Origin of the sequence: Streptomyces sp. NPDC051320 (genome assembly GCF_040682175.1) — a bacterium.
GTDB lineage: Bacteria > Actinomycetota > Actinomycetes > Streptomycetales > Streptomycetaceae > Streptomyces.
In genome coordinates, this window is the sequence record NZ_JBFBAL010000002.1 from 92,705 (window position 1) to 119,489 (window position 26,785).

Here is a 26,785-nt window from a genome sequence, read left to right on the forward strand (position 1 = left end):
CAGCTCCCTTTCGTGGGTCAGGTCTGGTCGACGGACAGGTGTACGTCGATGTCTTCGATTGCCGTGCGGGCCGCCGCATCGATGGCGTCCGTCACCCGGGCGGTGAGGTCGTCGATGTCGATGGCGGTGTTGACCGTGCCGATCGCCTTGGCCAGCTCGGTGATAGCGGCCGCCTGCGTGTCGATCTTCACGCTCATCGTCTTGAGCAGGGCGAGCGCAGAGTCCGCACTGTCGTGTGCCGCACGGGCGTGGCCGTAGGTGGAGCCAAGGGCGGTGTGGACCGCGATCTTCGCGTCCTTGACCCCGTTGTCCTTCGGCCAGTGCCGCGGGATCCACTCGTTGAGATCCACCACGTCGTTCATCTGCATGTCGTCGTCCTCCTGGTTCTGAGCAGCGGAGCCGCCTGCCCAGGCCCGGAGGTCTGAGCTGGTTTTGAAATGGGCCGGGTTGGCGACGTTGTGGTCGACGCCCTTGGCTGAGCTGTACTGCTGGAACAGCCAGTCCGCCTTGATGCCGGGTTCGCCCGCCGGGTGGTTCGGGTCGGCGATCCACAGCCCGTCACCCGCGTATGAGGTGGTGTCCCGCGACTTCCAGAAGCTCGTGTTGCAGTACAGGACCACCCGGTGCGTGGGGCGCAACCGCTTCACCTCACGGATGAACTGGTCCTTCTGCGCGCAGCTGACGCCGCCGTCCTCCCAGTCCGCGGCGAGGATGTCGCCCTCGATCGAGGCGGCCTTGGCCACGAAGTACGCGGCTTGCGCGGTCATCGAGCCGGGTCGCAGGAAGTGGTAGAAGCCCACAACGTGGCCGCCGGCGCGGGCGTGCGCGGCCTGCGCGATCATGTGCGCGCCGGTCGGGTCGTCGCTTACGTAGTTCGTGCCCTCGGTCGCCTTGACGAACGTGAACGCGAGCCCTGCTGTCCTGCGTGTCGTGGACTGGTACGAAGATAGGTCCTCGCCCTCGAGCATCATCAGCTCCCTTCCATGCGGGGTCGGGTGACGATCGCGCGGTAGACGGCGCCTGCGGCCATCACCCACGCCGTCTGGATCGCAGAACCGAGGTCGTCCCATGCGGGCATGGGCTCGCCGCGGAAGTTCTTGAAATCGGTGGTCTCCCCGTACGCGGCGTACGCCGTCTTGCCGAGCTCGAGCGGACTGAGCTGCACCCGGGTCTCTCCTTCACGCGTCATGCGGATGTCCAGACGCCGCCGCGGACGAAGCCGTGCAGGCCACAGCAGGACCACAGCAGTGACGGCTCGAGGTGCAGCGGCTCGCGGGAGACGAGGGTGTGGGCTTCCGAGTTCACTGCGATCCACCGACTGCCGGTCGCGGTCAACTCGGGTACGGCTGGGGCGCACCAGTGCCAGAAGACGGGATTGGTGTGGCCGCCGACCCACCCGTAGTAGATGTCATCCGTCAGCCGGGTGACCTCGGTCATCTCCAGGCCGGGCCAGTCGGTGGGCGGCGCGTCGCGGCTCATGGACATCAGGCGCGCACCGGCCACGACCAGGTGCCCGGGCCGTCGCCCTCGTGACGGGACGGAGCCCAGTGGTTGTCCTGGCCGTCCAGGAGGACCTTGAGGTTCGGGGCGGCGTACGGTTCGCCGTCCCAGATGCGGACGATGACGGCCGGGCAGACGTCGCCCTCCCGGACCGTGTTGCCCGACAGGCCGTTGTGGGCGCGGTGCTGGATGATCTGCCGGGTGTCCTGCTCGGACAGCCGGTAGAGGACGATGCGGCCCTCGGTGGGATTGGGCATGACGGAACTCCTCAGCTGACGGTGATGCCGTCGCCCTTCCACTTCGGCTGGGTGGCGAGGCTGGTGACGGACCCGTTCGACAGGTGCCAGTACTGGCCGCGGAAGTCCGTGTTGGCCACGGTGAGCGTGTACGGGCCGACGTCCGTGCGGCGCAGGATGACCTGCGTCGGACTGACTTCGATCTCGAACGTCATGTCCGTGCTGGCGACCGGCGCCTCGGTGGCCACCGAGCCGAGCTGGGTACCGGAGACCACGCCGGCGGCGTGCTTGTAGAGCTGCATGTCGCCGTTGCCGCGCAGCACCATGTGGTACCCGCCGGACGCGTTGTTCGGCCCGGAGAACTGGAAGCTGTCGTCGGACGCCTTGCAGAACGCGACGTCCGAGTGCAGGGTCGCGGCGGGCAGCGTGTCCCACTTCATCGTGAAGCCGATGGTGTGGGTGTCCAGGTCGGGGGCCCGGTTGCCGCCCATGAGGACGGACCAGCCGGACAGCGTGTCCAGGTGGGCGTAGCCGCTCGCGTCGTACTGGAGGGCGTAGGCGTCGCTGTAGCCCTGCGCCCCGAGGGTGCCGGGGATTGAGACTCGTGCACCGAACGCGTCGGCCGCGCTGGCGAGCTCGGGCTCGTTGTTGAGGTAGATCCACTCGGCTTCCATGAGGCCCTGGACTCCGAGGCCGGTGAGCCGGGCGACGTCGGCGTGCCGGTGAACCTCCCAGCACATGACCGGCTTGGTTCGGGCGACGACGTCCGCAATCCGCGCGTCGGTCATCGCGAAGGGGACGCCCCAGATGTCGATGTTCGCGTCGTAGGTGTCCAGCTGCGCATCGGTGGTACCCGGGTCGACGTACCCCCACACGGTGTAGCCGAGGGCGCGCATCCCGGCGAACGTGCCGTTGGTGTAGTAGCCCTTCCAGATGATCGAGTCTGCGGCGGCCGGGTAGTGGTCGGCCAGCAGGTCGATCACCGGCTGTACGGCCTCGTTGGACTTGGCCTCGAGGAAGACGACGCACTTCCCGTACAGGAGGTCCAGGACCTCCCGCAGCGTGGGGATGGGCTGGTCCGACCAGCCAGCCCCGAGGGTGCCCTGCGCGGTGACGCGGACCTGCTCGCGCAGCGCGGCGTACGACCAGTCGGACACCGGGCCGGTGTGGTCCGTGGTCCGGTCCAGGGTCGTGTCGTGCATGCAGACGAGCACACCGTCCGCCGTCACGTTCACGGACACCTCGATCGCGGTCGCGCCTGCCGCCAGGACAGACTCGTAGGCGGCCAGCGTGTGCTCGGGGAACTCGCCGCCGGAGCCGCGGTGCGCGGCGACGAACGGGGTAGTGGCGAGCATGTCGGTCACAGCTGTCATCGATGCCTCCGGGCATGCGAACGGGCCCCGCCGGGGGGCTGTTGGGAGGGTGCCTGGGTCAGGCGGGCATGAGTTCCATCAGCGCATCGACGATGCGGTGGCTTACGTAGGTGTGGCCGGCGTCCGTGGGGTGCACGCCGTCAGCTCCGATGAACGCAGCGGCGTTCGCCGCGGTGATCCACGGGCCTGGTGTGGCGACCGCGGTCCCCGACCGGTCGTAGACGGTGCCAGACAGGGGCGAGATGAACGGCAGGTGCGCGGCGAGCGCGCTGGCCTTGAGCGTGGCGTCGGTGTTCGCGATGGACGTGGCCGGGCTGGCGGTCGGGGACCAGCAGCCGATGACGTAGATGTCCGCGCCGGGCAGGGCGGCCGTTTTCAGCGACGCGTACAGGGAGTCCGCCGCGGCGGCGATGTCGCTCTGCACGCCACCGTTGTCGTTGTACCCCGCCCACACAATGATCTTGTCGAAGTCGTACGGCGTGATGTCGGAGGCGACCCTGTCCCCGAGCTTCACGAAAGCGCCGGGTGTGATGTAGCCGGTGCCGCCCCGGCCCTGGTCCCACACGTCCGTGCACCCGAGCAGGCGGCCGGCACGGTAGACCCAGGTACCGATCCCGAAACCAGTGTTGTTGCCCGACCCGTCGTCAAGGGAGTCCCCGAAAACCGCGAGACGCCCACCGCGCGCCGGAGGCACCCAGGCGCTCGCACCCGGCGGCAGGAACAGACCACCCCAGGGGAACGTGGTGAGGTCGAAGCGGATGCGGCGGATTTTCGAGGTGCCGAAGTCGAATTTCAGGACCCACAGCTCTCCCGATCCGCTGGCGCCCGTGGCCACCGGCAGGTCGGTGTACTTCCGGCCGTCGACGGTGAGTCGGTACATGGTCGCTGTGTTGACCCACTTGAAGAAGATCTCGAAGACGCTGGCGTCGGTGGAGAACTCGAGGGCCCAGTTCGTCTGCCCGGAGTCGTAGGTGTTCGGGTACCGCGATGTCGGCGCGTACAACATGGTGTTCGGGTACGCGGGACCGAACTCGAAATCGCCGGCTCCCAGGTAGCGGAACGGGCCGGTGTCGGGCGGAAGCAGCGCCTGCGCGGACGGAATGGTCGAGGTCAGGCTGTGCGCCGGGGTGATCGTCGGCGTCTCCGCCGACAGGGCCTCGGCCAGCAGCCGGTCCGGGAGATTCCGCCGCCGCCACGCGTTGCCCCAGCTCAGGCCGGACAGACTGACCGGGTCGGCGAGCAGCACCTGCCCAGGCGCGCCGACCTTGGTGATCTCCACCGTGCCCGATCCGGTGCCCGCCATGAGGTCACCTGCCGCGGTGAATTCGGAAGCGTTCAGGGACGTGCTTTCCAGGTTCGTCAGGTCCTCGCCGATGTCGGTGGCGATAGTGCGCCGCCGGGGCCCGGACCCTGCGTTGGCGTCCAGGTACATGGAGCGCACGCCGTCGGGGCCGTAGAACTCGGGGACCGCTCCGCCGGTGTCCGAGGTCAGCTCGCCGTTCGTGATGGGAGTCGTCCCGTCCGTGTCGGTGAGGTCGGTGTACTGGGTGCCGCCGATCGCCGCGTTCCAGGCCGTAACGGTCACCGACGGCTCGAGCGTCGCGACGTTGTCCGTACCGGCTGCGATGACGTAGTCGGCGATCCCACCGAACCGATGCCGTGCCATGTGAGAGCTCCTATACGAGGTACGTCATGGTGAGCGAGAGGGTTTGCCCTACGCCGACGTCGCCGGAGAGCATCCGCACCCACATCTCGCCGTTGGTCAGTACCTCGACCCGCCCGGACTTGCCGTTGCTGAACTGGCAGGGGAAGTACTGGTTTCGGACCGTGTTCAGCAATACCGCGGGCACAGTGGCCAACTTGGAGCCATCGGCGTCGGTCGCGTTGAACGTCGAGCCGACGCGCTGCTTGCTGATGCGCAGGGAGACCACGTCGCCGACCCGCTGGCCGACGGCATCGCCCGAGTTCGTCCACGTGTCGAAGCCTGCCCCCAGGCTGAGCTCCCCGGTGTCCTGGTAGAGAATGATCCACTTGGACCCGTTCCAGCCGATCCAGTGGCCGGTGTCCGTCTCGTAGGCCATCTCACCGCGCAGAGCGACCGGGCGGGTCGTGGACGTGCAGGGCCGAATCCGGGAGCCGATGTACTGCGCGAAGGGGGTGACCGTCACCGAGCTCGCCCCGGAATTCACGTGCACGAATCCCAGCGGGATCTCGTACAGCCCGGTGTCGCCGGTATCCCGGGCCAGAGCAGGCGTGCCGGCGCCTGGTGTGCCCTCCCGCACCTCGGCGGTCACATCCCACGTGGAGCGGTCCAGACGCAGCACCACCCAGTCCACCCGCACCAGCCCCGATACGTTCGAGGCGACAGGCAGGGTGAAGGCGACGGTCCCCGAGTACCAGGCGTGGCCCCGCAGGCTGGCGTACACCCCGGAGCGGACCGACACCTGCAAGCCGGTGCCAGCGGAGACGACCGCGGCGTCCGTCGGGTCCCCCCAAACTCCGTCGTCGGAGAACCGCGCCGCGATCTTCTCGTATTCGCCGTCGGTGACGTTGCGCGTGTTGTGATTCGGCGACGGCCAGGAGTCCTGCGCCATGTCTACCTCACTTCCAAGCGTCCAAGGCGCCGGGCCAGGTTGCGCACGGCGCGCACGGTGGCCAGCGTTGTGGTCTGGTCGGATGATCCGACGATCGTGGTGACGAGCTCGCCCTCGTTGGCGGTGGCCTCGAGCCGGATCGTCTGCACAATGTCCGCGACCTCAAGTCCGGTGGGCAGCTGCACAGTCACTTTGTCCCCGAGGCCGAAGTCCCGGCCGGCTTTCAGGTCGTCGGTGTCGACGGTGACCGTCGCCAAGGTGGCCTGCGGGTTGTCGTCCCCGAGGGCGAGCGTCCCGGCCTGGGTGAGCTCACCGCCGCTGTCGTCCGCCGTGCCGGTCTCATCGACCAGCTTCTCTACCCGGTACCAGTCAGCGGCTGCACCGGAAGCGACTTCGACGTACACCCGCTTGTTCGCCGGGTCGCCGGTGGGGACCTGTTCGGCCGGGTCGTTGCCGCCCTGCACGAGCTCGGATGTGGCGAGCGGCGCGGCCAGCGTGAAGGACACCGAGCGTAGATTGCCGAGCCCCTGGGAGAAGCGGGCCGTCGCGGTGCGGTCCGCGGGCGCGTACACCCCGAACTTGATCTGGTTGCCGTCCTGGCGGGTACGGAAACCGAGCCCGTCCGTGGCCGCCACGGTCCGGCACACGTCCAGCAGTGCCTCGAACCGAGTGCTGATCGACGTGACCGAGCCGACGCCCGCTACGGAATCGAGGACCAGGTGTGGGATCTGCCGCGCCGCCAGCGCGCCGGGCCCGCAGTTCTCGTTCACCAGCGCACGGATGATGGTCTCCGCATTCGTCGCAGCGATCTTCCGCACCACGTCCGTCGTCGTCGTCTGGGACCCGAACGCCGCAGTCGGCGTCGGATAGGTGAGGTACCCGGCGACCAGGGCCAGGTCGTCGGTGAAGGACACCGTCACGGTGCCCGGGTCGGCGTTACCGGTCAGGTCCCAGACGAAGTCCTGCGGGGTCTCCATGGGTCCGGCGCACCAGATGCCGCCGTCTCGGATGACGACCAGCCGGTTGCCGGGCTGGAGCAGCGCCATGTACCGCGGCCAGGCGGGAAGTGTGATCGAGCCGCTGGCGGGCTGCTTGTAGTTCACATCGCACGACAGGTCCGTCCACCCATCGATGGGGTCCCCGAGGACATTCAGGTTCCGGTCGGTAATGAGGATCGTGACGGCCATCAGGGGGTCTCGTAGCGGGGGTTGTAGGAAAGGTCCACAGCCGATCCGGGACCTGAGCCGTCCAGCTGGAAGGTCACCGCGTTGTCGCCCGGCGCCAGCCCCCACAGCACCGCGTCAGGCCAGTCCAGGGCCCCGACCCAGTTCGAGCCGTCCTGGTAGCGCACCGTCGGAGGGTCCGTCGTCACCGTCACCTGTTCGCCCGCCAGAAGCGCACCGTGTCCGATCGGCGTCGCGTTCGGGTCCAGGACGAACGCCTCACCGGTATCGGTGCGGGTGAAGGTCACCAGGGAAGCGGGCCCGCTGATGACCCACGTCGGCCACACGATGATGTCGCCGGGGTTAGTGACCGTCGTGGCTCCGAGAACCTGCCCGCTGGACACCGACGGGTACGGCTGGAGGAAGTCCTCGCCGACCCCGTATTCGCGGTGTACGGCCTGCGCTACCGGGTCCACCCAGTAGGGGTCTTCGCAGAACAGCGTGATCACCGCGTTGTCCCAGGTGATGCCGGACCCGAAGGTACCAAGCCCGTCGAAGCCTTCCTGGTACAGCACGTTGATCTGCCGGCGCGAGCCGTCCGGGAGGGCGATGTCGAGTGTGCCCGGGCCATCGCGCAGGGTGCGGGTGAACGCCTTGGCGAGCGCCCGCCACCGGCTGACGAACTCGTTGTGGTCTTTCCCGCCGATATGGAGAGGCCACACGATGTTGCGGGGCTGCGGCTGCGCGTGCCTCAACTTCGCGCCCCCGCGCGGGTAGGGGTCTGTAGTGAGCTCGTAGGGAGCCGCACCAAGCCCGGACACGCCGTCGGCCAGGACGTAGTAGCCGCGCGCAGCGGAATGGTCCGTCATCGGCCATGGCGTGCCAACGGGGTCCCAGTAGGTGATGGTCGCGTAGCCGACTTCGGGAATGAAGACCGGAGGCGCGACTGGGGCCGTGCTGGTGATGATGGGCATTTACCGCGCCCTCCTCAGCCGCGAGCGCGTTTCCTGGCGGCGCTGGAGCAGCTCGAGGTCCCGCACCGTCATGTCCCGCTGGTACAGGTGGTAGGTGTTGTTGTACGTGGCGCCGCCGTCCCCACCGGACCGGGCCAGCGCGTGCAGGGTCGCCCACTGGTCGGCCGTGAAGACGGCCATCGGCTCCTGGCGGCCGGTGCCGTTGTGCACCAGCGACGTCCCCTGCGGCAGATAGCCGCCCCGGTCGTACCAGTGCGGGGAACGGGAGCGCCAAGCCGAGTACGCGGCGATCGGGGAGCCGTACCGCTCCTTGATGTACGACAGGCCCCACTTGATCTGAGTCGCCGGGTTGGTGCGCCAGTCCGCGCCGGCGGACGCCATCTTCCCTGCGGGCAGAGCCTGCGGGATGCCGTACGCACCGGAGGACTTGTTGAGCGCGCCGGCGTTCCACCCGGACTCGCCCATCCAGAGGTTGTTGAGCGCGGCGAACTGCGGGCCGGACCAGCCGTAGCCACCGGCCAGGATCTTCCCGAGACTCTTGTTGTGGGCGTTGCCGCCACTGCTGCCGCCACCACCGAGCCCGAGCATGCCGAGCAGGTCACCACCGAGCCCACCGAGCGCCTTCAGCGCTTTGCCGGGCAGGTTCTCGATGTGGATGAGGCCGGACTTCACGAGAGCGGCCAGGGCCTTCGGCATGGACCCGAAGATGCGCTTCACGATGGACGCACCGTCGTGCGTAGCCAGGCCCTTGACCAGGCCAGCCACGAGGTGACCACCGATCGTCCTGAATACCTTCGACGGCGACTGGATCCCGAAGTGCTTCGTCACCGCGCTGACGATGGGATCGACCAGACTCGACTTCAGCCACTTGGAGATGCCCTTGAGGGCGTCCAGCATGCCGTTCTTCAGGCCGGAGACCAGGCTGCCGCCCTTGCCGTGGAGCAGCGAACCGGCTGTGCTGAACGCCCCGGTTATCGGGCTGATCAGGTGAGAGTGCACCCAGCTGCCGATCTTCGCAGCGCCCGAGACGATGCCATTCTTCAGACCCGACACCGTGGAGCGGCCCTTGCCGTACAGCCAGGACCCCGCACTGCCGAACGGCGACAGGACCGGGCTGATGACGTGGGCGTGAATCCAGCCGCCGATCTTCACCGCTCCAGCCACGATGCCGGCCTTCAGCCCGGAGATGAGCTGCCCGCCAATGGAGATGAACACCGTTGACGGCGAGTGGATCCCGAAGTGCGCCTTGACCCAGTTCACGACCTTGTCGACGATGTGCGCCTTCGTCCACTTCCCGACGTCCGCCAGGCCCGCCGTGATGCCGTGATACAGCGACGTCGCGAGGTTGATCCCGATCTGGTAGAAGGAGAATCGGGCGAGGAACTTCACGAAGGCCCGGAACCACTTATTGCCGGTGCCGGGGATGAGGTCCAGCAGCGACTTGCCGAGCCCGTTCATCGTCTTCTGCGCCCAACGGCCGAAGTCGATGGCATAGACACCCAGGCGGGTCGGCAACAACTGGAGCTCCCTGCCCACCCAGCCGGACAGACGCGGGAATTCCCGGGAGATCCACATGCCGATCGTGTCCGTCAGGGAGGTGACCCACCGGCCGATAGCTGTACCGGCGTCGCCCAGCGTAAAGATCTTTTTCCAGTCGATCCGGTCACCGACTGAGAAGATCTTCCCCCAGGGGACCTTCCCGAGCCCCTTCGTGACGACCTCACCGAGCTTGCCCCATGGCACCTTCGAAAGAAGCTTCGCGCCGGCGCTGCCGAGCTTGCCCACGGGGACAACACTGATCGCCGCGATGATCGTGTCGAGCCAATGTTTTTTCCAGAACGATGCGGTGAAAAGGGGGTCGAACAGGGTGTTGATGAAGCCGATCGCGGTCGGCAGCGCGACCTTTCCGAGGGTCTTGCCGATATCAACGAAGTCGGTCTTGCCGATGACCGTGCTGAGCTCGCTGACGACGACACCGAAAGCGGTCCCGAGCCCGGCCCCCATTTTCTTGCCGACGGCTTTCCAGTCGACAGAGAGCAGCGCGTCGGTGAGTACCTTGCTGATCGCGTCGCCCTGCTTTTTGGCGGCCTTCTTCGCCGGCGCAGCGGCTCCGACCATCCCGGACCCCAGGTGCGGGCTGTAGATGCTCGCCAGGGGGCCGGACGCAGGCGCCCCGACCATCCCGGACCCGAGGTGCGGGCTGTAGATGCTCGCGAGTGGCGCCCCAACAGGCAGGTTGGTCGGAGCTGTCCTCGCCGAGCCGTAGTGAGGTGACAGGGTCGGCTGCGACACATACGGCTTGGGCTTCGGCTTCGCCTTCGGCTTGCTGAGGCCCAGGGCATCCATGATGGATTTCTTGGCCTTCGCCAGGCCCTTCGGGACACCGAGTTTGTCCAGGAAGCCGGTCACGATCTTGACGGCCTTGTCGGCGTCACTCTTGATCTGGTCGACCGGGATCATGCTGCCCAGGGCGCTCGTGAATTTCCCGATGTCCGGCAGCGCCTTGGTGTTGATGAACGACATCACGCTGGTGATCGGCGGCAGCACCTTGGTGCCGAGCTTGATCGCGAACGTCTGGAAGTTCGACTCAAGTATTTTCAGCTGCGCTTCTGCGGTCTTCCGCTGCGTTTTGACCGCGTCGGCGAACTTGCCCGTCGACCGGTTGACCTGGTCCTGCTTCTTCTTCAGGACGTCCAAGTTGTTGATCATCAGGAGGATGCCGGACGACGACTTACCGCCGCCGAACGCCCTAGAGAGGATCTGCGACTGCTGCGACGCGCTGAGTCCCGACGCATCGAGGTGGTCCTTCAGGAGCTGGATCGCGCCGATGATGCCGTTCTTGCCGCGCATCGCATCGGCGAGCTGCAGGCCTGTCAGCCCGATTTTCCCCAGCTGCTTCTCCGCGGCCTTGGAGGGCGCACCGAGCAGCGAGAACGACATGCGCAGCCGGGTCGCGGCCGAAGCCGAGTCGATGCCTTCGTCCGTCATCAGTGCGAGCGCTGCACCGACCTGCGCCATGGACAACCCGAAGGTCTTCGCCGACGGGAGGATGCCGGTGCCGATCGCGGCGTTGAACTGCTCCATCGACATGTTGCCCGCGCCGATGATGGCGTTGACCAGGCTGACCGCGCCGTGGAAGTCGGTGGCGCCCTTGATGCCCGTACGCCACGCGCCCGCCAGCGCGTTGGTGGTCTCCTCGAGGTTCGCCCCGCCGACCGCCGCCAGGTCCGAGGACTCTTTCAGCGCCTTCATCGCTGAGGCGTTGTCCATGCCGACGGACTTGAGGTGGTACAGGGATTCGGCGAGCTGCTGCGGGCCCTGCTGAGTGGACGGGGCGAGCTGGAGAACGGCCTTGGACAGCTTGGTGACGTCCGCCGCCGACCCGCCCGCCTGGGTACCGATCCGCGTCATCGTCGTCTGGAATTCAGCGGCCTTCTTCGCGGACACCGCGACCGCGGCCCCCACGGCGAGGATCCCTTCGCCGGCGAGTTTCGCGGTCTTCGCGAGACCGCCCATGATCTTGCCGAGGCCGTTCGCGGACTTCCCGGCACTGTTGAACGCCTTCGACGCGCCGTCCTTGGCGACCAGGCTGTAGAAGATGCCGGTCTTGGTCGACGCCATGCGTGCCCCCGTCCCGCGCGTACGCGATCAGGGGCCGCTCAGGCCATTGCTACTTGGGGTGTTCATTGCCCGGACTTCCGGGCGGCTTCTTGCTCAGCTCGCTCCCGCTCTTCGGCCTCCAGGGTGTAGAAGGCCTGCCACTCGCTCAGCTCTCGGGAAGTGATGCGGGCAAGGAGCTCTCGAGGGGCAGCGAATCCGAGCTCTCGGGTGAGATGGAAGAGGAATCGCCGCTCGGGGCGGCGTCGGAGTTTCCCTCAATCTCCTCCTGTGCCTCCTCCGTGATTCCGGACAGCGCGGCTCCCACGTCGTAGAGCCGGTCCAGCACTTTCCCGTTCTTCTTCCCGAGCGCCGGGGCGTCGGAGTCCTTGAAGATCCGCTGCCCGGTCTCGTCAACGATGCACAGCACGAGGAAACGCGCCCGGGCGTTGCGCCGGTCGAAGTGCATTTCCCGGCTGCCGTCGGGCAACTGCCGGATCTGCTGGACGCTCTCTTCCCAGTCGTCCCGTTCCTCACCGGTCAGGCCGCGAATGAGGACGGTGTCGCCCCATTCGGGGCACGGCACCGGCTCGATCATCATGTCGTCAGCACCGAGGATGCCGTCGCGAGACAGGGCCATGGTTCTCCTACTTGATGTCTTTGGTGATGCCGTCGATGACTTTGTTGACGGCCTTGCGGGATTTGGGCCCCTGCGCGCGCATGACGCGGTAGAAGTAGGGGTGCGGTGGCTGCTGCACCCATACCTCCTGATTGCCGAATACCGGGTGCCGCCAGCGGGGCTTGGTGCCCTCCATGTAGGCGGGCAGCGACCCCTGCCGGTCCGGCATTTTCCGGCCGTCCACCCGGATCGCCACGCCGGCGTTTTTGCCCGACTTCTTGACCTCGAGACGGGTGGCCCTCGACATACCTCCGCGCAGACTCTTCGCGCTTTATGTCTGCTTGGAGGGGATGGCGCGGATCGAGGCGCGCACGACCGGCACCAGCGGTTGCGCGGCCTTCCGGAGCTCCTTGCTGAACCTCTTCTTGATCTCTTTGTCGTCCATGGCCCGGAGCTCTTTGGAGATGCGGCGCAGGTCGCTGCCGCCGCGCAGTCCGACGGTCATGTCAGGCGGGGATGACGACGTTCTCGGCCGGCTCCGACGGGATGGAGAACTGGACCTCTACCTGGCCCAGGGCGTCGATGTCACGCGTCTTGGCCTGCGACATCACCTGCACCGGGAAGACGTCCATGAGGCTGCCCGCGACGTCGCCTTCATCCATCCACACGATGAATCCGGTGGTGCCGCGGATGAGCAGGGTGCGCACGTCGGTGCCCGTCTTGGACACGTAGATCGTCAGGCTGGAGTCGCCGACCTCGGTCGTGGAGAAAACCTTCGCGTTGAACGTCGTCCCCAGCGCTGGCGCGTCCTGGGTGTTGGACGTGATCTGCCAGCCGTTGACGGCGCCCGTCTCCGGGGACAGCTCGGTCCCGGCATCCAGCTCGGCACGCGTGGGCGCCGACTTGTCCCCGATCGTGGGGACCCACTGCACCTTCGAGACGCCGCGCCGGTAGTACCGGACGGCCGCTGTGATCGGAGTTGCGGACATCGGTCACTCACTTTCCTTGGTGGCCGCGCTGCGGCGCTTCTGTGCGGCCGGTGCCGCGGTGGTCTCCGGTTCGGCCTCTGCCGGCGCGTTGGGGTCGTCCGCCGGGTTGACGTACGTCCAGCCGGACGACCGGTAGTGGGGCACCGAGCGGGCATCGACGTCGATGACGCGGCCCTCGATGTCGGGATGGCGCAGGCGCACAGTGCTCATGACGTCGCCACCCGGATCACGGCGACCTTCAAGCCGGTGATGCCACCCGGATAGGTCAGCGCGGCCCGGCCGGTGGCCGGGTCCCGGTACAGGTCCACAAGAGGGATGGCCATCAGGCCGGTGGTCGCAGCGACCGTGATCGTCCGGTCCGGCACGGCCAGGTCCCCGTCCACGACCTGCGGTGTGGCGAGCTGCACGGTCTGAGCGGCGGCGTCCGTGTTCTGCACGACCAGGACCACACCCGGCCCGGTCGCGCAGTCATCGCCCCCGACGCTCGGAGTGACAAGAGCTGAAGGGATGTCCAGCCCCAGATGTGGGACCACAGTGGTAGCGAGGGCAGCCATATCTCTCCCAAATAGGCGTTGACGTGGGCGTGTTGACGGCTACGCCGGAAGCTGGGACCATCCGGGCGAAGGGGGCGCAATGACACTCATGGACGCCGCAGAACAGCGAAAGCGGGATCGCCCAGAGCTCAGGGGGGAAGACGACCTTGCGAAGAGGGCTCTGAGGCAGGAGCTGGCGCGAGCTATGGCGTCCGTCGTGAGTCGGCGCGAGGCTCGAGAGCTGGAGTTGGCCGAACCGCCGGCCGAAGCCGAGACGGACAAGCCGGTGTCTATCCGCGACGCGTGGCTGGCATTCCTCATCTTCGGCGTCGGGGTGAAGGGGATCTCGGTGCTGGTGTGGGGTTCCGACGAACCGGGCTGGTTCGACGTCGCGTACGCCGTGATGTTCGTCGTCTGCGTGTGGCAGGTCATCGCCGCCCACATTCGGGCCATCAACGGCCGGTGAACGCCTCACAGTCGACACCGAACGCCACGACGGCCTGCGCCCCGTTGGACGTCTGGTCCTGGGTGAGGGTGTGCGAGCCGACCATCGCCCGCAGCACCACACCCCCCAGCGTCTCGTCCCGGGCGATGGCCTCCCCCGCCGCGGCGAGCAGCTCGTAGGCGCGCCGCCGCACCGCGGCCACGTCCGTCGACCCGCGCAGCACGGCGGCCGCGCAGCGCACGGTGAACGTCTCCATGTCGCGGCGGGTAGTCATGCCGGCCGCCGCGGACGACGACTCGGCGTCCGTCTCACCGTCCACGCCGGTGAAGCCGACGCTGAGCATCTCCTGCGGCGTGGCCTTGGAGACGGTCGGCCCGTCCCACACGGTCACGCCCTCGAGGCCCGACGACGTCCGGAAAGCGACGACCAGAGCATCCATCGCGTCGGGAACCTTCGATGCCCACTCCATCAAGCCACCCCCGGCAGACTCAGACCAAGCAGCTCGATCGCCCGGCGGGGAATCGCGAAGCCGCGGCCCGGCGTGTACGCCTCAGCCTCGCCACCGAGCTGGACGCCCATGGATCCGCGCTGCGTCTCCCACAGGTGCTGCACGATGATCAGTGCGGCGAGCACGTAGTTGTCGGGGATGGGCTGCATGCCGGCGGTGTAGGACACGGACACCAGGCCTGTGACCGGTGGCCCGGACAGCACCGAGACGCGCCCGCTCTGCCCGTAGAGGTGCAGGGCCGTGATGTCCCACGTCTGGCTGCCGTCCACCGCTTCGACAGATGTCAGCTCGATCGCCGGGGAGCTGCGCAGCACGAAGGTGGCCGCCCCGGTCAGGTCGAGGTCATCGATGACCGGGCGGACGTCGATGACCTGGCCGCGTGCCTTCTCCACTGCGATGGTCGCGGCCTCGAGGTAGAGCTGGAGCTCGTCATCGTCGCTCGTGTCATCGGGGTCGATGCCGAGCTGGGCCTTGGCCTGCGCCAGCGTGATGATCGCCATCAGCGGGCGTTACTTCGCTGCCGGCGGTGCGGTCTTCTTCGCGGCCGTCTTCGCCGGAGCCGTCTTCTTGGCCGCGGCGGGAGCGGTCTGCGTGGTCAGGCCGACCTTCTGCGGCTCTTCCACGACGGCTTTCTCCGTGTCCTTCTCGGAGACCGCGGCCGTCTCCGACTGCTCGGGGCCGGTAGCCGTCTCGGCCTTGGGATCCGTCTCGGTGACAGGCTCAGCGAGACCGGCCCGGCACAGGTCCGCGCCCTCACTGTCCGAGACGTCAGTGACCTCGCCGTGGCGCGGCCAGGGCTTCCCGTCATGGGACCCCGAGACGTCGACCTTCATACGGACCTTCATCTGCGTCTCCTACGCGATCAGTTCGGCGCTGCGCATGGCTACGAGCGCGCTGTTCAGAGCGGTGCGCAGCTCATCGTCCGCGCTGCCGTCGACGGCGAGAGCGGTGATAGCGGCGCCCGCGGCGAGCTGGTGCTCCGGGGCGTCCAAGACGAAGGCCGGGCCGCGGGTTCCGCCGGCGACGATTCCGGTGTTGCGCAGCACCGTGAGGACGGAGCCGATCGCCGTACGCGCCGGCCCATCGGTGGTGGTGCCGCCGGACGGAGCGGTGATGGCCGGCCCGAGCACGATCTTGCGCATCGTGGCGTTCCACCCGTAGCTCGCATTCAGGTGCGTCGCGCCGCCGATCACGGCTGCGCTGCGCAGCGCAGCGAGGATCGCGACCATCGCTGCGCGGCCTTGGATGTCGATCGAGGCGCCGGCGGACGGGTCGGTGATGGCCGCGGCGTGCACCCACTGGCCGGTCGCCGCGTTGAGGACGGTGGGCTGAGGCATGGGGTGCCCTTTCTGCCGAGGCGGATCAGCGGAACAGAAGGATGGGGTTCAACAGATGCACCAGTGCGGGCGCCCGTTGGGGAACGCCCGCACTGGAGGATCAGCTCGCCGCGCCGGCGAACGTCTTGACGGCGCCGGTCAGGTCGACCAGGGCCCCGTCCGCGCGCAGCAGCGCCCGGAAGGTGACCATGTCCGAGTTGAAGGCGTAGTCGTCGGAACGCTCGAAGCGCACCCCGCCGACCATGCGGACGAAGTACTGCGACATGTCGCCGAAGACGACCGACTTCCCGGCGGTCGCCACCGCGGCGACGTTCGGCTCGGTCAGCACCGGCTTGCCCAGGATCGTGTCCGGGACGCCGGCCTGAAGGCCCGGCTGCCAGATGTACTGGCCAGTCGTGTCCTTCAGCTTGCGGACCGCGGCGATCGAGGAATCCGCCATCATCCACACCGACGCCGGGGAGCGCCGGTAAGGGGCGATCACCGAGAAGAACAGGTCGATGATGTCGTCCGAGGAGAACGCACCGCCGATACCCGTGCCACCGGTGACGCCGACCGTGGCGTCGGTGACGACGCCTCGGGGCTGGCCGGTGCCGCTGCCAGAGATGGCGTGCGCACCGAACGCGTTGCCCAGCGCCCGCCCGGCCTGCATGGCCAGGTAGCCCTCGAGGTCGACGCCGGTGTCGTCCAGGAGCTCACGCGAGACCTGGATGAGAGCGCCGTACTTGTAGGCACCGAGCGGGACCTGCCCGAACGCCGGGTCCGACTCGCCGATCGTGCCACCCTCGGTGACGATCGATGCCGAGGAGTGGGCGGTGGTCTTCGGGACCTGGATGGTCTCCCCGGAGGCCGTGTTGAGGACCGTCGCACCCGACTGCATGATCGCGGAGTTCTGGATCAGGTGCTGCACCAGCCGGTCGTAGAACGAGGTGGGCACCGTGTCGCCACCGGCGGTGGCCGTCGCGATGCTCAGAGCACGCTGCTGGAGGCCGCCCCAGTGGACCGGGCCGTCCGGGCGCACGTCGTAGAACCGCGGGCCCTCGCCGCGCATCCACTCACGCAGTTCCGACTGGTCCTGCGGAGCGAGTTGGCCGCCGCGCTGCGCGACCGTGCCACCCTGGCCGCCCTGACCGCCCTGCGGTGCCTTGCCGCCGCTGCCGCCCTTGCCGTGCAGGCGGTTGAACGCGTCGTCGGTGTCCTTCGCGCGCTGCTCGGTGTCCAGCGCCGACTTGATGCGCGTGTCGAGCTGGTTGATTTCCTCGTTCAGGGCGTCCCACTGGCCCTGCTCCTCAGCGGAAAAGTTGCGGTTCTCCTCCGCAGCACGGTCGGCGATGCCCTTGGCCTGCTCCCAGACCGTGTTCCGCCGCTCGCGCAGCCGGTTGACCATTTCAGACATGGGAATTCCCGTCCATTCGAATCGATCTCGAACGGGAGCCCTCGCGGTCCCACACCCCTGCGGGTGTCGGTGGCCGGCGCCTTCACGCAACCGGCGGTCCGCTGATCACTGCCTCGTGTCACACCCGGCCCGTTGTGTGCTTCACCGCACCCAGCGCGGCCACCGACCGGGGAATCCCAAGTCGGCGCCGTGACGGCGCGGCTACGCGGTCCAAGGACGGCGTGCCGCCCCCGCGTCGGCGGGGGACTTTGTGCTGCGCGTACGGCTCAGGCGTACGGGTCCTGCCTGCGGGCAAGGAGCGCCGCCGCGGCGGCGGGTCCGAACATGCCCTTCTTCGCAGGCTTCTTCGCTGCCTTACCGTCCGTGCGGACGAAGAAGCGGCGGAGTTCATCGGTTTCGGCCATCGACCGGACCTCTTCGAGATCCGCTTCGAACTTCGTAGCGAGCGAGCGCAGGCCGGCGGAGGTGTCGTTGTAGGCGGGCCGGTTCACCGGTGCGACGTCGACCAGCTGCACACCGGTCAGCCGGCGCAGCGGGTATCCCTGGTCGGTGGTGCCCCAGTCGTCGGACACGGTGCGGAACGCGAAGGACGACTTGCGGATGTCGCCGCGCTGCACCAGCTCGGTGATGTGCGCCATGCTCGAGGGCGGATCGACCTCGTAGACGAGGCCGTACCCGTCCAGGCCCATCCGCAGCGTTCCCGCCGCGGTGGTGCCGAGCAGCGCCATGTCGTCGTGGTTGTAGCGGGCGACGACGTCCGGCCAGCCGTCCCCGCGGGACTGGTTGAAGGCGATCGGGTCGACAACCTCGATGAACCCACCGAGGTTGCGGCTGTTGCGGTTGAAGACCGCCGCGTACCCGCCGATGCGCTGAGTGTCGCCGTCGGCGCGCAGTTCAGCCTTGCCAGTGTCGCCGGATGTGTATCGGCGCTCGATGTCCACGGTGCCTCCCGGGGCGTGATGAGTCCGCCGAATTCCGGCGTTTCTGTGGTCGGGGATAGGTGATGGGGCGCCCTGTAAGGGCGTGCTCAGCTGGTGCGCTTATGGATGAGCCGCAGCCGGTCCGAGTCGCCGTCGTCGCTGCGGACCGGCGGAACGGACACGTTGACGCCGGCCTGGATGGGCAGCGGCGTGTAGTCGGCGCCCTGGCCGTCGGGCAGCGGCTGCAAGTTCTCTTTGCCGCGGATCTCGTCGATGTTCATGCCGCCGATCAGCCGGGCCTTCTCGTACATCTCCCACCGGGTGAGAGGGTCGAGGCGGATCAGCTGGTCCGCGTCGAATTTCACGCACTGGCCCCGCGGCAGGAGCTTCGACAGGTGCTCTTCGAACTTCGACAGCCAGGGCAGCAGGCTGAGCTGGATCAGCTCGATCTCGCGCTGCTGCGGGCTGCTGTAGCTCATGGAGCCGCCCGTCTCGCCGCCGATCAGCTCGGGCGGAACCCCGTACACGGTGGCGATCTGCGTCGCGGACAGCCGCATCGTTTCGACGAAGGAAATCTCCCCGGCCGGGAGCGACATGCCGCTGTATTCCCAGTCCTTGCCGTACACGATCGGCTGCCGGCTCCGGATGGCGTCGACCACCCGCGCCTTGACGATCGCGGCTTCCTCCTGGTTGACCGTCTGCGTGGTGTTCTTGAACGTCCCCGGCGGCATTCCCCCGGAGTTGAACCAGGTATCCGTGTAGTCCTGCGCCGCCAGGCCCGTACTCACAGCCTTCGCGAACGCCCCCATCGGGGACAGCCCCCACACCCTGCCCGGCACCGCGATCCACGGGATATGCACGATGTCCTGGGGGTCGACCTCCCGGCCCAGCACGTACCAGATCGGGTTGACGAAGGAGCCCCGCCCGTACGGCATCGAGTCGATGACGTTCACCCAGTCACGCGGCAGCCACTCGATCTGCGTCGGGTACTCGTAGTAGTCCCGGGCCGTGATGAACCCGACCGCGTTGCCGTGCTGCACCATGCTCATCACGGCGCGCTGCACCCAGTCGTGCAACGTCCCCTGCGACGAAGGATTCTGGAACAGCGGAGAGAGCGGCAGCTGCTGCTGACGGCTGCTCATCGTCCGGTACTGGAGGATCGGCACAGACGCGAGGTTCGTCGACAGGACCCGCGCCGCACCCCACATCGCGGACAGCCGCATCGCCCGCTCGGAACTGACCGCCCCACCCAGCGGCGACGCATCCTCGCCACGCCCCCACGGCACCGACGTGATCGCCCGCTTCTCCACCGACCGGGACTCGACACCGGCCAGCCACCCCCCGGCCCGGCGCAGCGCCCCCGTCGCACTGCCGATCCGGGCGCGCCACGTCACCGCGGCCCGTGTCCAAGCTCCCGGCGCCGGCCGGTGTCCCCGGGCATCCATCCAGGTGTCGCCCACCAGGACTGGTCCGCCGTCACCCTGCTGCGGAGGCCGTGCAGGCTTGCGCCGGGTCAAACGCCGCCAGAATTCCACGTCCGCCTACCAATCCTCGTCATCGGGGGTGTAGTCGGCGATCCAGAACCCGACACGCCGTCGGGTGTTCCACACGAACTGCGACCAGGCGAAGCGCGCCCGCACCTGCCACGGCCGCCGGACAGGCTCAGCGGGAGGCTCCATGCCGGGGAGCAGCGGGAGCCCTGCGTCCAGGAGCTGCTGAGCGCTCACCGGCACGATGTAGCCGAATTTCTTGACCACCAGATCCTTGGGAAGGTCCATACGGGGCGTCCTCCTAGAAAATCGAGCTGAGGACGTCGTACTGCGCTTCCGCCAGGAGGTGGGAGCGGGTCTCGTAGGACCACCGGGCGAGCGTCATGGCCACCAGCGGACTGATGTCGATGTCGGCGCCCTTCACGGTCCAGGCGATCGTGTCGCCGGTGGAACGGGTCTTCGCGCCGGCGACCGCGACGTCCAGGTGCCGGTTCGGCACGTACCGGAACGTCTGATCGCGCACGGCCTCGAGGATCTGCCCCGCCCCCGCCGCCATGTCGACGGCGTTCGTCACAGCCAGGTCTCCGAGCTCAGGCGCATCGGCATCCTCCGGCTTGACGAAGCCAGCCTTATCGAGCTCGGTAGTGAGGAACGCATGCGTGCCGCGCCCCATGGCGACCGCTACGGGCCCCAGCGTGTCCCGCAGTTCGACCAGGCGTGGGATGAGCCACTTCGAGCCCGGCTGGTAGTCCGCCAGCTGCACATGCCCCAGGCCGTCATCACGCATCCCGTACACGCAAATCGCGGCGTAGTCCCGCAGCGGGGACAGGTCCACGCCGATCGCCATGCCGCCCGTGCGCCTCGAGTCCGGATCAGCGAGCCGCGCCCACGCCGCAGCGTCGACGACGACACTGCCCTGGGACACCTGCGGCCAGATACACAGCCGCTCCCGTGCGAACCCCTTGTCGCCCATCGACCGGCGTTCCCGAAGGATGGTCTCTTCGGTGAGCCGCATGCCGAGTGCCGGATTGGATGCCGCCCACAGCCGCCGGTCGTCCAGGTCGATCTTGTCGAGGTGGTCCAGGTCCCCGTCGACGCCCCAGTCGCGCCAGCCCAGCGAGTCGTCCCCTCCTGCGTCGGCTCGCTTCTTCAGCTTGAACATCACCTCGCCGGACACGCCGTCCAGGGGCGGCGAGCTGGTGTAGATGATCTGAGCGTTCGGCCGGGCCGCCATCGCCGGCATCAGCGCGTCCTGTTGCAGGAGGCTGTACGCGAAACTCTCGTCGATGATGACCAGGTCCCCGGAGAACCCGCGGCCCGAGCTCTTCGACCGGGCGATGAACTTGATGCGCGCGTTCGTGTCGAGGCGCTCGAAGCCCTCTTCGCCGTTGGTGTTGCTGATCTTGATGCGGATGCCGTCGACTTCGAGCAGATTCTCGTTGTTGCCGACCTGCTTACCGAGCCTGCTCAGCAGATTCCTGAACCGACGGAACGCCTCGATGCTGGTCTTGTACTCGTGGGCGGACCACATGATGAGCTCTTCGCCCAGCAGCAGGAACCCCGCGAGGACTCGCGCCTCGAGGATCGCGCCCTTGCCGTTCTGCCGGGCAACGATCTCAGCGCACTCGTAGCACGCCCACTTGCCGTCCTCGCGGACAGCGAGCATCAGGTCGATCGCGTCGCACTGCCACGGATCGAGGACCAGGCCTGCCCGCTCTGCAAGCTCGCGTGCCTCGGGGCCGAGGGTGTACGCGTACGGCGGGATGAGTTCAACCCGGGGCTTGGCCGCGCCGCTTCTTGATCCGCGCCGTGAGGTCCGCGACACCCTTGCCCTCCACACTCGGAGCCGGGGCTGCGCCGCTCTGACCCTGCCGGATCTCAGCGAGAAGCGTCTTGAGCGTCGACGATTGCTGCCGGACTTCGGCCAACTGCCCAGCAATTACGGCGAATTCGGCCGCACCGCTGTTGACTTCAGCTGAACTCCGCAGGATGATGGCGTTAAGCAGATCGAGTCGGTCCGCAGTACGACAGGCCTCCTCCAGCAGCACCAGATGCGCAGGAGTGAGCGACCAGGAGCCCAGGGATTCACGCCACATCCGCTGGCCCCGCTCCCCGAGACCGACCGGGAAATCCTCACTCAAGAAGAGCCTCCAAGAAGGCTGGCCTCCCCCTCAAAAATGAACGGGGGGGAGGAGTTTTCGGTGGGGGCGGGGTCAAAAGCCGGCTGAACCAAAAGATCCAAAACGGTAGGGCCGAGCGCCGATCATGGCCCTGACCTGCGGTTATGCTTGATCGCTTAGGTCTCGATCATCGCCCTTGGCCGTTGATCACATTCTGACCTGCGACGATGCTTGATCACGTCGCACCATCATGATCATTGGCTTGATGATCAATGAAGATCGAGAGCTGGTGATCGATGACCATGGTCGGAGGCCAGGCACCTAGCAGTGGCAGGCCGGCGGGTGGTGGTCACAGGGCGCTGGCCGGCACGGTGTAGCAGGGACGGGGCCGGGCCTTCGCCCGCATCTGATTGCCCCGGATGGTGTTGCAGCGGCGGTGCGCAAGCCGGCAGTTGGCCCGCTCCAGCGGCTCGCCTCCGAGCCACAGCGGGTTGACGTGGTCGACGGTGCGCGCCATGGGGTGGGTGCTGCCGGGTAGGTCAGGGTTCACCCAGGCCCGGCAGATCCAGCAGTGCGTCTCTTCGGCGAACACCGCGGCCTGGACGGCGAGCCACTGCGTGCCGCTGCGTCCGAGTGCTGTGCGCCGTGCGATGTCCGGGGTGGTGGCCATGGTGTCCACCTCCGCACATGCCGAAGCCCGGCGCTGTGGCCGGGCTCAGGAGGTAGTACGTGCACTCTGACTGATCATGCGCTGCGGATCAGTCGGGCGTCAAGCTGCGGTCTTCTTCTGGTCAAGGGCTTGAGCGATGTCGGCCAGGTCCCACAGAGCGGCGGCCTGGCCGCCGTTGGGGTTCGGCCGGCGGCCTGCGGGGCGCACCTGGTGGCGCACGGCCCACCCGCGGAAGGATGCGGGCTTCATGCCGAGCGAGTAGGCGGCCATGTCGGTGGTGACCAGGAGCCGGCCGTCCCGGCCTGTGGGCGCGGTCATGTCGACGCCTTGCTGGGCATGGGGCGGCAGCAGTATCCGTCGTGGCATTCCTCGGTCAGGTGGTAGTCACCCCGGCAGCCACACATGCAGCCACCCAGTTTCCGCGCGTCGTGCAGTTGGCGGGCCTTGGCTAGGAAGAGGCGCTCTGGGATGTGACCGAGCTGCGCCTCGAGGGCGGCCTGTACCTCCCAGCGCATGCGCCAGTTGTTGGAGCCGCCCGTGCCGGGCGTGCGGCGGACAGCCTCGAGGAACACGTCGTCGGGGATGTGCTTGCACTGCATGGGCCGGCCGTCGACTAGGCGGATGCTCATGACGCCCTCCAGGCGGCGCGCCGCAGGGTGAGGTGTCCGTCTGGCAGGCGGTCCCACCAGTAGCGCCGGCCGAAGAGCAGCACGGTGCGGAGGTCCTGGCCATAGGTCATCACGTATCCAGTGTGCCCGTCCGGTTGGGCGTGCCATGCTGGCCGCATGCATCGTCTGATCCGCCGTCTACTGGGCATGGGCCCGACGGTCGCCGGCCGGGACCGGGCCGCGCTGGAACACCTCGGCCGGCAGATGGCCGCCGGATTCGCCGAAGGGTTGCGCGACCCGCGTCCGTTGACACCGCAGGAGACGGCCCACCTGGTGGCCTACGCCGGCGGCGTTGCCCGGCGCTCCTTCTCTGAGCTGTACGACGACGAAGACTGAGCGCGATGACGCCCCGTCGTCCGGGTGGACGGCGGGGCGTCAGGCTGGATCTGTCAGGCGTCAGGCTTCCCGTGGACAACGAGGGCGTAGACCTCGGCGAGTCTCTTGAGGCGGGGGCCGATCATGTCAGGGCCGCCTCCCGCTGCGGTGACGACGTCGACCTGCGCGGTGACCGCGTCAAGGATCGCTTTCGCTGCGGCCTTCTGCGACTCGTATTTGTTGTTGCTCTTGGTGTGGTCTTCCAGGCTCATTTCGCTCCTTGTGGGTTCTGGTAGTGATGTGAGGCGTAGCGGGTACGTTCCCGATGCGCGAGACCAGGGCCCCGGCCTCCCTGATGGGGTCGGGGAGGGCGGGGCCCTGGTGACTCGGCTACGCGAGGGCGTTGCTCACGGCGTAGCCCACGAGGCTGATCGCCACGACGGACAGACCGAGCGCGGCGCCCTGCTGCTTGGCGACCTTGCTGAGGTACGCCTGCCCAACGAGGGCCATGACCATGACGACAGCCGCCTGCTGCTTCTTCGACATCCAACTCACCTCCCTTCGGTAAGAGATGAAGCGCAGCATCGCACGAGGGTCTGACAATGGGCGTGCGTCCGGTCGGCGTTGGGTGCAGTGATGGTGGGGTGATCGGCGGCGCGAATTCGTCGGACTCCGTGATTCTGAAGCGTTGCAGCAGCGCTGCACTCGTACGGTGGCGGTGCTGGCGTAGTGCCTTGGAGGGTCACGCAGCTGCGCGGGGTGGTATCCGCGCACGGAGCAGCCCCGTCCGGGAGAACTCGGGCGGGGCTGTGGTCCGAGTAGCGCCAGCAGCTCGGAGTCTCACCGTATGAGCCGGCACTGACATCGCAGCCACGATCGAGGGCCGGGGCGCAGTCGGGCGGTGAGACCGCCTTGTGCGGCGCGGGCGCGGCCCGCTGATTAGACTCGAACATGTGTCCGATACTGTTCAATCTGCCGCCGCGCGCTTGGCCGCGCTGCGTTTCCTCGAGCGGGTGCAGCTCGGTGACCTTGAGCGCACCCAGCGGTGGATCTCGGACGCTGAGCGGCGGCTGAGCGAGGCGCAGGCGCGGCAGGAGCGGGAAGCCCAGCCACCGCCGGAATGGATTGTGCAGCGCGGGGTGGGGTCGGGGCCGGCCACGGTGCACACCATGCTCGGGGCCTACTCGGAGGTGTGCTGGGGGCTCCGGGTCGATCACGTGCGGATCCGGCCGGTCAGCCGTGAGCAGGCGATGAGGGCGATCACGGAGGAAGGCGTCGTGCCGTGCGAGCGGTGCCGTCCGGATACCGCGCTCGGGCTGCTGTGACCAGGCAATAGGCGCATCCTGGAGGAATGGACGGCGCACCGGTAGTCGTGCACCCGCCTGCGGGCTCTGGCGGTCGGCGGGTCACTGTGCGCGGGCAGATCGTCGGGCTGGCGCACAGCGACCGCGACGTGATCGAGTTCCTGCGCCGGGCGGGACTTCCGGATGCCGAGGACATGCTCGATGACGACGCCTGGGTGAAGTGGCGTGGCGGGCGTGCCCATCGCTACGAGGCCGCGTGAGCCGCGCATGGAACCGTCGATCGACGTGGCCTTGGCACTGGCCGTCGACAAGCTACCGACCGAGCCCGGCCTCGCGTACGAGCCGAAATGGGACGGCCATAGGGCGACACTCGAGCGGACCGCGGACCATGTGGTGCTGCGCTCCAAGACCGGCAGGGTGATCACGTCAGCGTGGATCGACCTGGCGAAGGCGGGGATGCAGCTGCAGTCGGGCGTGATCCTGGACGGTGAGATCGTCATCTACCGTGGCGGCCAGCTCGACTTCGGTGCGGTGCAGCAGCGCGCGGCGAGTGGGCCAGCGCGCGGGTACGTCCTCGCTCGGGAGCTCCCGGCCTCGTACGCGGCGTTCGACATCCTCCAGCACCAGGGCGTCGACGTCCGCCGGCTCCCGTACTCGGAGCGGCGCGCGCTGCTGCTCGAGGTGCTGGCGCCGCTCGGTCCGCCGCTCCAGCCGACCTCGATGACGACCGACCCGGAGCAGGCACGGATCTGGTTCGAAGTGCTCCGGGAACAGGGCATCGAAGGTCTGGTCATCAAGCGGCTGACCAGCAAGTATCCGAGCGGCAGGCGTGAATGGCGAAAGCTAAGACATGCGGACACGGTGGACGCTGCGGTCGTTGGCTACATGGGCGTCCCGGCACGGCCCACGCACGTGGTGGTGCGCCTCCCGGACGGGCGGATCATGCGTTCCCGGGCGCTGACCGTACCGCTGCGCACCCACCTGGGCCGGCTGCTCCCGGATCTGGGGCCTGGGCGGCGGGCGCGCACAGCCGACGGTGAGGCGTACACGACGTGCATGGCCGGGGTGACGGTGGAAGTGCTGGCCGGGACGACCCGGCACGTCACGGTCACCGTGACGCGGGTGAGGGCGTAGCGAGGGGTTATCCACAGGGCGAGCGGCCAAGCCGTGTTCGGCCCTACCCTGCTGCTCTCACTCGATCACGGGGGGCATGATGCAGCAGGGCATGGAGCTGGACTGGCTGGCGGCGCAGGTCTTCGAGGAACTGCCCACGGTGGCCGCGCGGCGGGAATCCCTCGCGCTGATCGCGGCCGTCCGAGCAGATCCAGCTCGGTGGCCGGCCGCCGGCGGCGAAGAGCTGAGCGAAGCGTTCGGCCGGTACTCCTGGATCTCCTACGTGGCGCACCGGGACGGGATCCAGGTGCTCGACATCGGATGGGCGCGCTGAATGGCCACGTCCGGAACATGTCCTCAGCTCAAGCCGTCGATGTACGCCGCACCAGCCCCCGCCTGGCACGAGCCGAGCGTCGATGAGAGCTTGTTGCTTGGGCACGCTCGCAGCGTGTTAGGCGAGCGGGGCTCTCAAGACCGACTGGGGGCCAACGGCAGAGGTGGACTCATGAACATCGAGATCAACAAGCGGGTCGTGGCACGCTTCGAGGATCTTGTCCGCAACCGCGACGTCAGCCAATTGGACGATCTGTGCACGCCGGACATGGTCAATCACGCGCTGGCCCCGGGACGCCCGGCTGGGCTCGCCGGGACCAGGGAGTTCCTGACCACGATGGCGCGAACCTTTCACGACGACCATTTTCGTGAGTCCTTCATTGTCGCGGAGAACGACCTGGTGGTGCAGTTCGGCGTACGGGCGGGCCACTGGGCCGGCGGCGACTTCCTGGGCTTCCCGGCACCGAGCGGCGACTACGCCAGGGACGTGGCCTTCGCCTACCGCCTGGTTGACGGGCGCATCGCGGAACGCTGGGCCATACGTGACGACCTCAGCATGCTGCGTCAACTGGGCGCGCTCCCGCGCTAGGC

Annotated in this window: 37 protein-coding genes and 2 pseudogenes; 7 read left to right on the forward strand and 32 right to left on the reverse strand. The window is 68.0% G+C overall.

The features are described 5' to 3' along the window. Positions 1–17: 17 nt before the first annotated feature. The 17 genes and pseudogenes from AB0M87_RS04350 to AB0M87_RS04430 all read right to left on the reverse strand — a co-directional run bounded on the left by AB0M87_RS04350 (position 18) and on the right by AB0M87_RS04430 (position 13,599). Positions 18–971 carry a GH25 family lysozyme gene (locus AB0M87_RS04350; RefSeq protein ID WP_365850048.1) on the reverse strand — a complete coding sequence of 318 codons (954 nt, stop codon included), beginning with the start codon at positions 969–971 and terminating at the stop codon, positions 18–20. Beyond that, positions 971–1,189 carry a hypothetical protein gene (locus tag AB0M87_RS04355; protein ID WP_365850049.1) on the reverse strand — a complete coding sequence of 73 codons (219 nt, stop codon included), beginning with the start codon at positions 1,187–1,189 and terminating at the stop codon, positions 971–973. Before AB0M87_RS04355 ends, AB0M87_RS04350 begins: the two co-directional genes overlap by 1 nt. Beyond that, on the reverse strand, positions 1,186–1,479 hold the full coding sequence (locus tag AB0M87_RS04360; RefSeq protein WP_365850050.1) for a hypothetical protein: 294 nt from the start codon (positions 1,477–1,479) through the stop codon (positions 1,186–1,188). Before AB0M87_RS04360 ends, AB0M87_RS04355 begins: the two co-directional genes overlap by 4 nt. Positions 1,480–1,484: 5 nt before the next feature. Then, on the reverse strand, positions 1,485–1,757 hold the full coding sequence (locus AB0M87_RS04365) for a hypothetical protein (RefSeq protein WP_365850051.1): 273 nt from the start codon (positions 1,755–1,757) through the stop codon (positions 1,485–1,487). A gap of 11 nt (positions 1,758–1,768) precedes the next feature. After that, positions 1,769–3,109: a glycerophosphodiester phosphodiesterase family protein gene (locus tag AB0M87_RS04370; RefSeq protein ID WP_365850052.1), complete on the reverse strand. Its 1,341-nt coding sequence runs from the start codon at positions 3,107–3,109 to the stop codon at positions 1,769–1,771. Between the two features lie 58 nt (positions 3,110–3,167). After that, positions 3,168–4,775 carry an SGNH/GDSL hydrolase family protein gene (locus AB0M87_RS04375; protein ID WP_365850053.1) on the reverse strand — a complete coding sequence of 536 codons (1,608 nt, stop codon included), beginning with the start codon at positions 4,773–4,775 and terminating at the stop codon, positions 3,168–3,170. 10 nt (positions 4,776–4,785) lie between these two features. Continuing rightward, positions 4,786–5,703, reverse strand: coding sequence for a hypothetical protein (locus AB0M87_RS04380; protein WP_365850054.1), 918 nt, complete (start codon positions 5,701–5,703; stop codon positions 4,786–4,788). A gap of 2 nt (positions 5,704–5,705) precedes the next feature. Continuing rightward, a complete protein-coding gene (locus tag AB0M87_RS04385) occupies positions 5,706–6,890 on the reverse strand; it encodes a siphovirus ReqiPepy6 Gp37-like family protein (protein WP_365850056.1) in 1,185 nt (394 codons plus the stop codon). Then, entirely contained in the window at positions 6,890–7,840 is a 951-nt protein-coding gene (locus tag AB0M87_RS04390) for a phage tail protein (protein WP_365850057.1), read from the reverse strand. Before AB0M87_RS04390 ends, AB0M87_RS04385 begins: the two co-directional genes overlap by 1 nt. 246 nt (positions 7,841–8,086) lie before the next feature. Continuing rightward, positions 8,087–8,332, reverse strand: a pseudogene (locus tag AB0M87_RS04395) (transglycosylase SLT domain-containing protein); the annotation flags it as partial. A gap of 2,025 nt (positions 8,333–10,357) precedes the next feature. Further along, positions 10,358–11,461, reverse strand: a pseudogene (locus AB0M87_RS04400) (phage tail tape measure protein); the annotation flags it as partial. A 145-nt stretch (positions 11,462–11,606) separates the two neighbouring features. Next, positions 11,607–12,077: a phage tail assembly chaperone gene (locus AB0M87_RS04405; protein WP_365850059.1), complete on the reverse strand. Its 471-nt coding sequence runs from the start codon at positions 12,075–12,077 to the stop codon at positions 11,607–11,609. Positions 12,078–12,084: 7 nt separating this feature from the next. Next, on the reverse strand, positions 12,085–12,363 hold the full coding sequence (locus tag AB0M87_RS04410; RefSeq protein WP_365850060.1) for a hypothetical protein: 279 nt from the start codon (positions 12,361–12,363) through the stop codon (positions 12,085–12,087). Between the two features lie 24 nt (positions 12,364–12,387). Further along, positions 12,388–12,561, reverse strand: coding sequence for a hypothetical protein (locus tag AB0M87_RS04415; protein WP_365850061.1), 174 nt, complete (start codon positions 12,559–12,561; stop codon positions 12,388–12,390). 1 nt (position 12,562) lies between these two features. Next, complete coding sequence (locus AB0M87_RS04420) at positions 12,563–13,045, reverse strand: hypothetical protein (RefSeq protein ID WP_365850063.1); 483 nt, start codon at positions 13,043–13,045, stop codon at positions 12,563–12,565. Between the two features lie 3 nt (positions 13,046–13,048). Next, a complete protein-coding gene (locus AB0M87_RS04425; protein WP_365850064.1) occupies positions 13,049–13,255 on the reverse strand; it encodes a hypothetical protein in 207 nt (68 codons plus the stop codon). After that, positions 13,252–13,599, reverse strand: a complete 348-nt coding sequence (locus AB0M87_RS04430; protein WP_365850066.1) for a hypothetical protein — start codon at positions 13,597–13,599, stop codon at positions 13,252–13,254. Before AB0M87_RS04430 ends, AB0M87_RS04425 begins: the two co-directional genes overlap by 4 nt. Before the next feature lie 79 nt (positions 13,600–13,678). On the opposite strand from AB0M87_RS04430, the gene AB0M87_RS04435 reads away from it, so the two are divergent. Continuing rightward, entirely contained in the window at positions 13,679–14,044 is a 366-nt protein-coding gene (locus tag AB0M87_RS04435) for a hypothetical protein (protein ID WP_365850068.1), read from the forward strand. Here the strand turns inward: AB0M87_RS04435 and AB0M87_RS04440 are convergent. From AB0M87_RS04440 to AB0M87_RS04500, 13 genes are all read right to left on the reverse strand, one after another. Beyond that, the gene (locus tag AB0M87_RS04440) at positions 14,031–14,492 is read right to left on the reverse strand and encodes a hypothetical protein (RefSeq protein WP_365850070.1); all 462 of its coding nucleotides are present in this window, start codon (positions 14,490–14,492) and stop codon (positions 14,031–14,033) included. The two genes, AB0M87_RS04435 and AB0M87_RS04440, sit on opposite strands and share 14 nt — an antisense overlap. After that, entirely contained in the window at positions 14,492–15,031 is a 540-nt protein-coding gene (locus AB0M87_RS04445) for a phage head-tail connector protein (protein WP_365850072.1), read from the reverse strand. Before AB0M87_RS04445 ends, AB0M87_RS04440 begins: the two co-directional genes overlap by 1 nt. Positions 15,032–15,040: 9 nt before the next feature. Next, entirely contained in the window at positions 15,041–15,376 is a 336-nt protein-coding gene (locus AB0M87_RS04450; RefSeq protein ID WP_365850075.1) for a hypothetical protein, read from the reverse strand. Between the two features lie 9 nt (positions 15,377–15,385). Next, positions 15,386–15,868: a hypothetical protein gene (locus tag AB0M87_RS04455; protein ID WP_365850077.1), complete on the reverse strand. Its 483-nt coding sequence runs from the start codon at positions 15,866–15,868 to the stop codon at positions 15,386–15,388. 100 nt (positions 15,869–15,968) lie between these two features. Further along, complete coding sequence (locus tag AB0M87_RS04460; protein WP_365850079.1) at positions 15,969–17,261, reverse strand: phage major capsid protein; 1,293 nt, start codon at positions 17,259–17,261, stop codon at positions 15,969–15,971. A 266-nt stretch (positions 17,262–17,527) separates the two neighbouring features. Then, complete coding sequence (locus AB0M87_RS04465; RefSeq protein ID WP_365850080.1) at positions 17,528–18,202, reverse strand: HK97 family phage prohead protease; 675 nt, start codon at positions 18,200–18,202, stop codon at positions 17,528–17,530. A gap of 86 nt (positions 18,203–18,288) precedes the next feature. Continuing rightward, positions 18,289–19,575, reverse strand: a complete 1,287-nt coding sequence (locus AB0M87_RS04470) for a phage portal protein (RefSeq protein ID WP_365850081.1) — start codon at positions 19,573–19,575, stop codon at positions 18,289–18,291. 147 nt (positions 19,576–19,722) lie between these two features. After that, complete coding sequence (locus AB0M87_RS04475; protein ID WP_365850083.1) at positions 19,723–19,959, reverse strand: hypothetical protein; 237 nt, start codon at positions 19,957–19,959, stop codon at positions 19,723–19,725. A 13-nt stretch (positions 19,960–19,972) separates the two neighbouring features. Then, complete coding sequence (locus AB0M87_RS04480) at positions 19,973–21,496, reverse strand: hypothetical protein (protein ID WP_365850085.1); 1,524 nt, start codon at positions 21,494–21,496, stop codon at positions 19,973–19,975. Beyond that, complete coding sequence (locus AB0M87_RS04485; RefSeq protein WP_365850087.1) at positions 21,441–21,812, reverse strand: hypothetical protein; 372 nt, start codon at positions 21,810–21,812, stop codon at positions 21,441–21,443. Before AB0M87_RS04485 ends, AB0M87_RS04480 begins: the two co-directional genes overlap by 56 nt. A 328-nt stretch (positions 21,813–22,140) precedes the next feature. Beyond that, entirely contained in the window at positions 22,141–22,461 is a 321-nt protein-coding gene (locus AB0M87_RS04490) for an HNH endonuclease signature motif containing protein (protein WP_365850088.1), read from the reverse strand. A 99-nt stretch (positions 22,462–22,560) separates the two neighbouring features. After that, a complete protein-coding gene (locus AB0M87_RS04495; RefSeq protein ID WP_365850090.1) occupies positions 22,561–22,779 on the reverse strand; it encodes a hypothetical protein in 219 nt (72 codons plus the stop codon). Then, complete coding sequence (locus AB0M87_RS04500; protein ID WP_365850091.1) at positions 22,776–23,090, reverse strand: hypothetical protein; 315 nt, start codon at positions 23,088–23,090, stop codon at positions 22,776–22,778. Before AB0M87_RS04500 ends, AB0M87_RS04495 begins: the two co-directional genes overlap by 4 nt. Before the next feature lie 156 nt (positions 23,091–23,246). Here AB0M87_RS04500 and AB0M87_RS04505 point away from each other — a divergent pair, with 156 nt between their 5' ends. Then, positions 23,247–23,465, forward strand: a complete 219-nt coding sequence (locus AB0M87_RS04505) for a hypothetical protein (RefSeq protein WP_365850092.1) — start codon at positions 23,247–23,249, stop codon at positions 23,463–23,465. A gap of 53 nt (positions 23,466–23,518) precedes the next feature. Here the strand turns inward: AB0M87_RS04505 and AB0M87_RS04510 are convergent, their stop codons facing one another. Both AB0M87_RS04510 and AB0M87_RS04515 read right to left on the reverse strand, forming a co-directional pair. After that, the gene (locus tag AB0M87_RS04510; RefSeq protein WP_365850094.1) at positions 23,519–23,716 is read right to left on the reverse strand and encodes a hypothetical protein; all 198 of its coding nucleotides are present in this window, start codon (positions 23,714–23,716) and stop codon (positions 23,519–23,521) included. Between the two features lie 118 nt (positions 23,717–23,834). Next, positions 23,835–23,990, reverse strand: coding sequence for a hypothetical protein (locus AB0M87_RS04515; protein WP_365850096.1), 156 nt, complete (start codon positions 23,988–23,990; stop codon positions 23,835–23,837). 407 nt (positions 23,991–24,397) lie between these two features. On the opposite strand from AB0M87_RS04515, the gene AB0M87_RS04520 reads away from it, so the two are divergent. The 5 genes from AB0M87_RS04520 (at position 24,398) to AB0M87_RS04540 (ending at position 26,783) form a co-directional block, all read left to right on the forward strand. Further along, on the forward strand, positions 24,398–24,769 hold the full coding sequence (locus tag AB0M87_RS04520; RefSeq protein ID WP_365850097.1) for a DUF6233 domain-containing protein: 372 nt from the start codon (positions 24,398–24,400) through the stop codon (positions 24,767–24,769). Positions 24,770–24,795: 26 nt separating this feature from the next. Further along, positions 24,796–25,008 (forward strand): hypothetical protein, encoded by a 213-nt coding sequence (locus AB0M87_RS04525; RefSeq protein ID WP_365850098.1) that lies wholly within the window; start codon positions 24,796–24,798, stop codon positions 25,006–25,008. Between the two features lie 7 nt (positions 25,009–25,015). Next, positions 25,016–25,882 (forward strand): ATP-dependent DNA ligase, encoded by an 867-nt coding sequence (locus AB0M87_RS04530; protein WP_365850100.1) that lies wholly within the window; start codon positions 25,016–25,018, stop codon positions 25,880–25,882. A 76-nt stretch (positions 25,883–25,958) separates the two neighbouring features. After that, a complete protein-coding gene (locus tag AB0M87_RS04535) occupies positions 25,959–26,195 on the forward strand; it encodes a hypothetical protein (RefSeq protein ID WP_365850102.1) in 237 nt (78 codons plus the stop codon). Positions 26,196–26,366: 171 nt separating this feature from the next. Further along, entirely contained in the window at positions 26,367–26,783 is a 417-nt protein-coding gene (locus AB0M87_RS04540; protein WP_365850103.1) for an ester cyclase, read from the forward strand. Positions 26,784–26,785 lie beyond the last annotated feature (2 nt).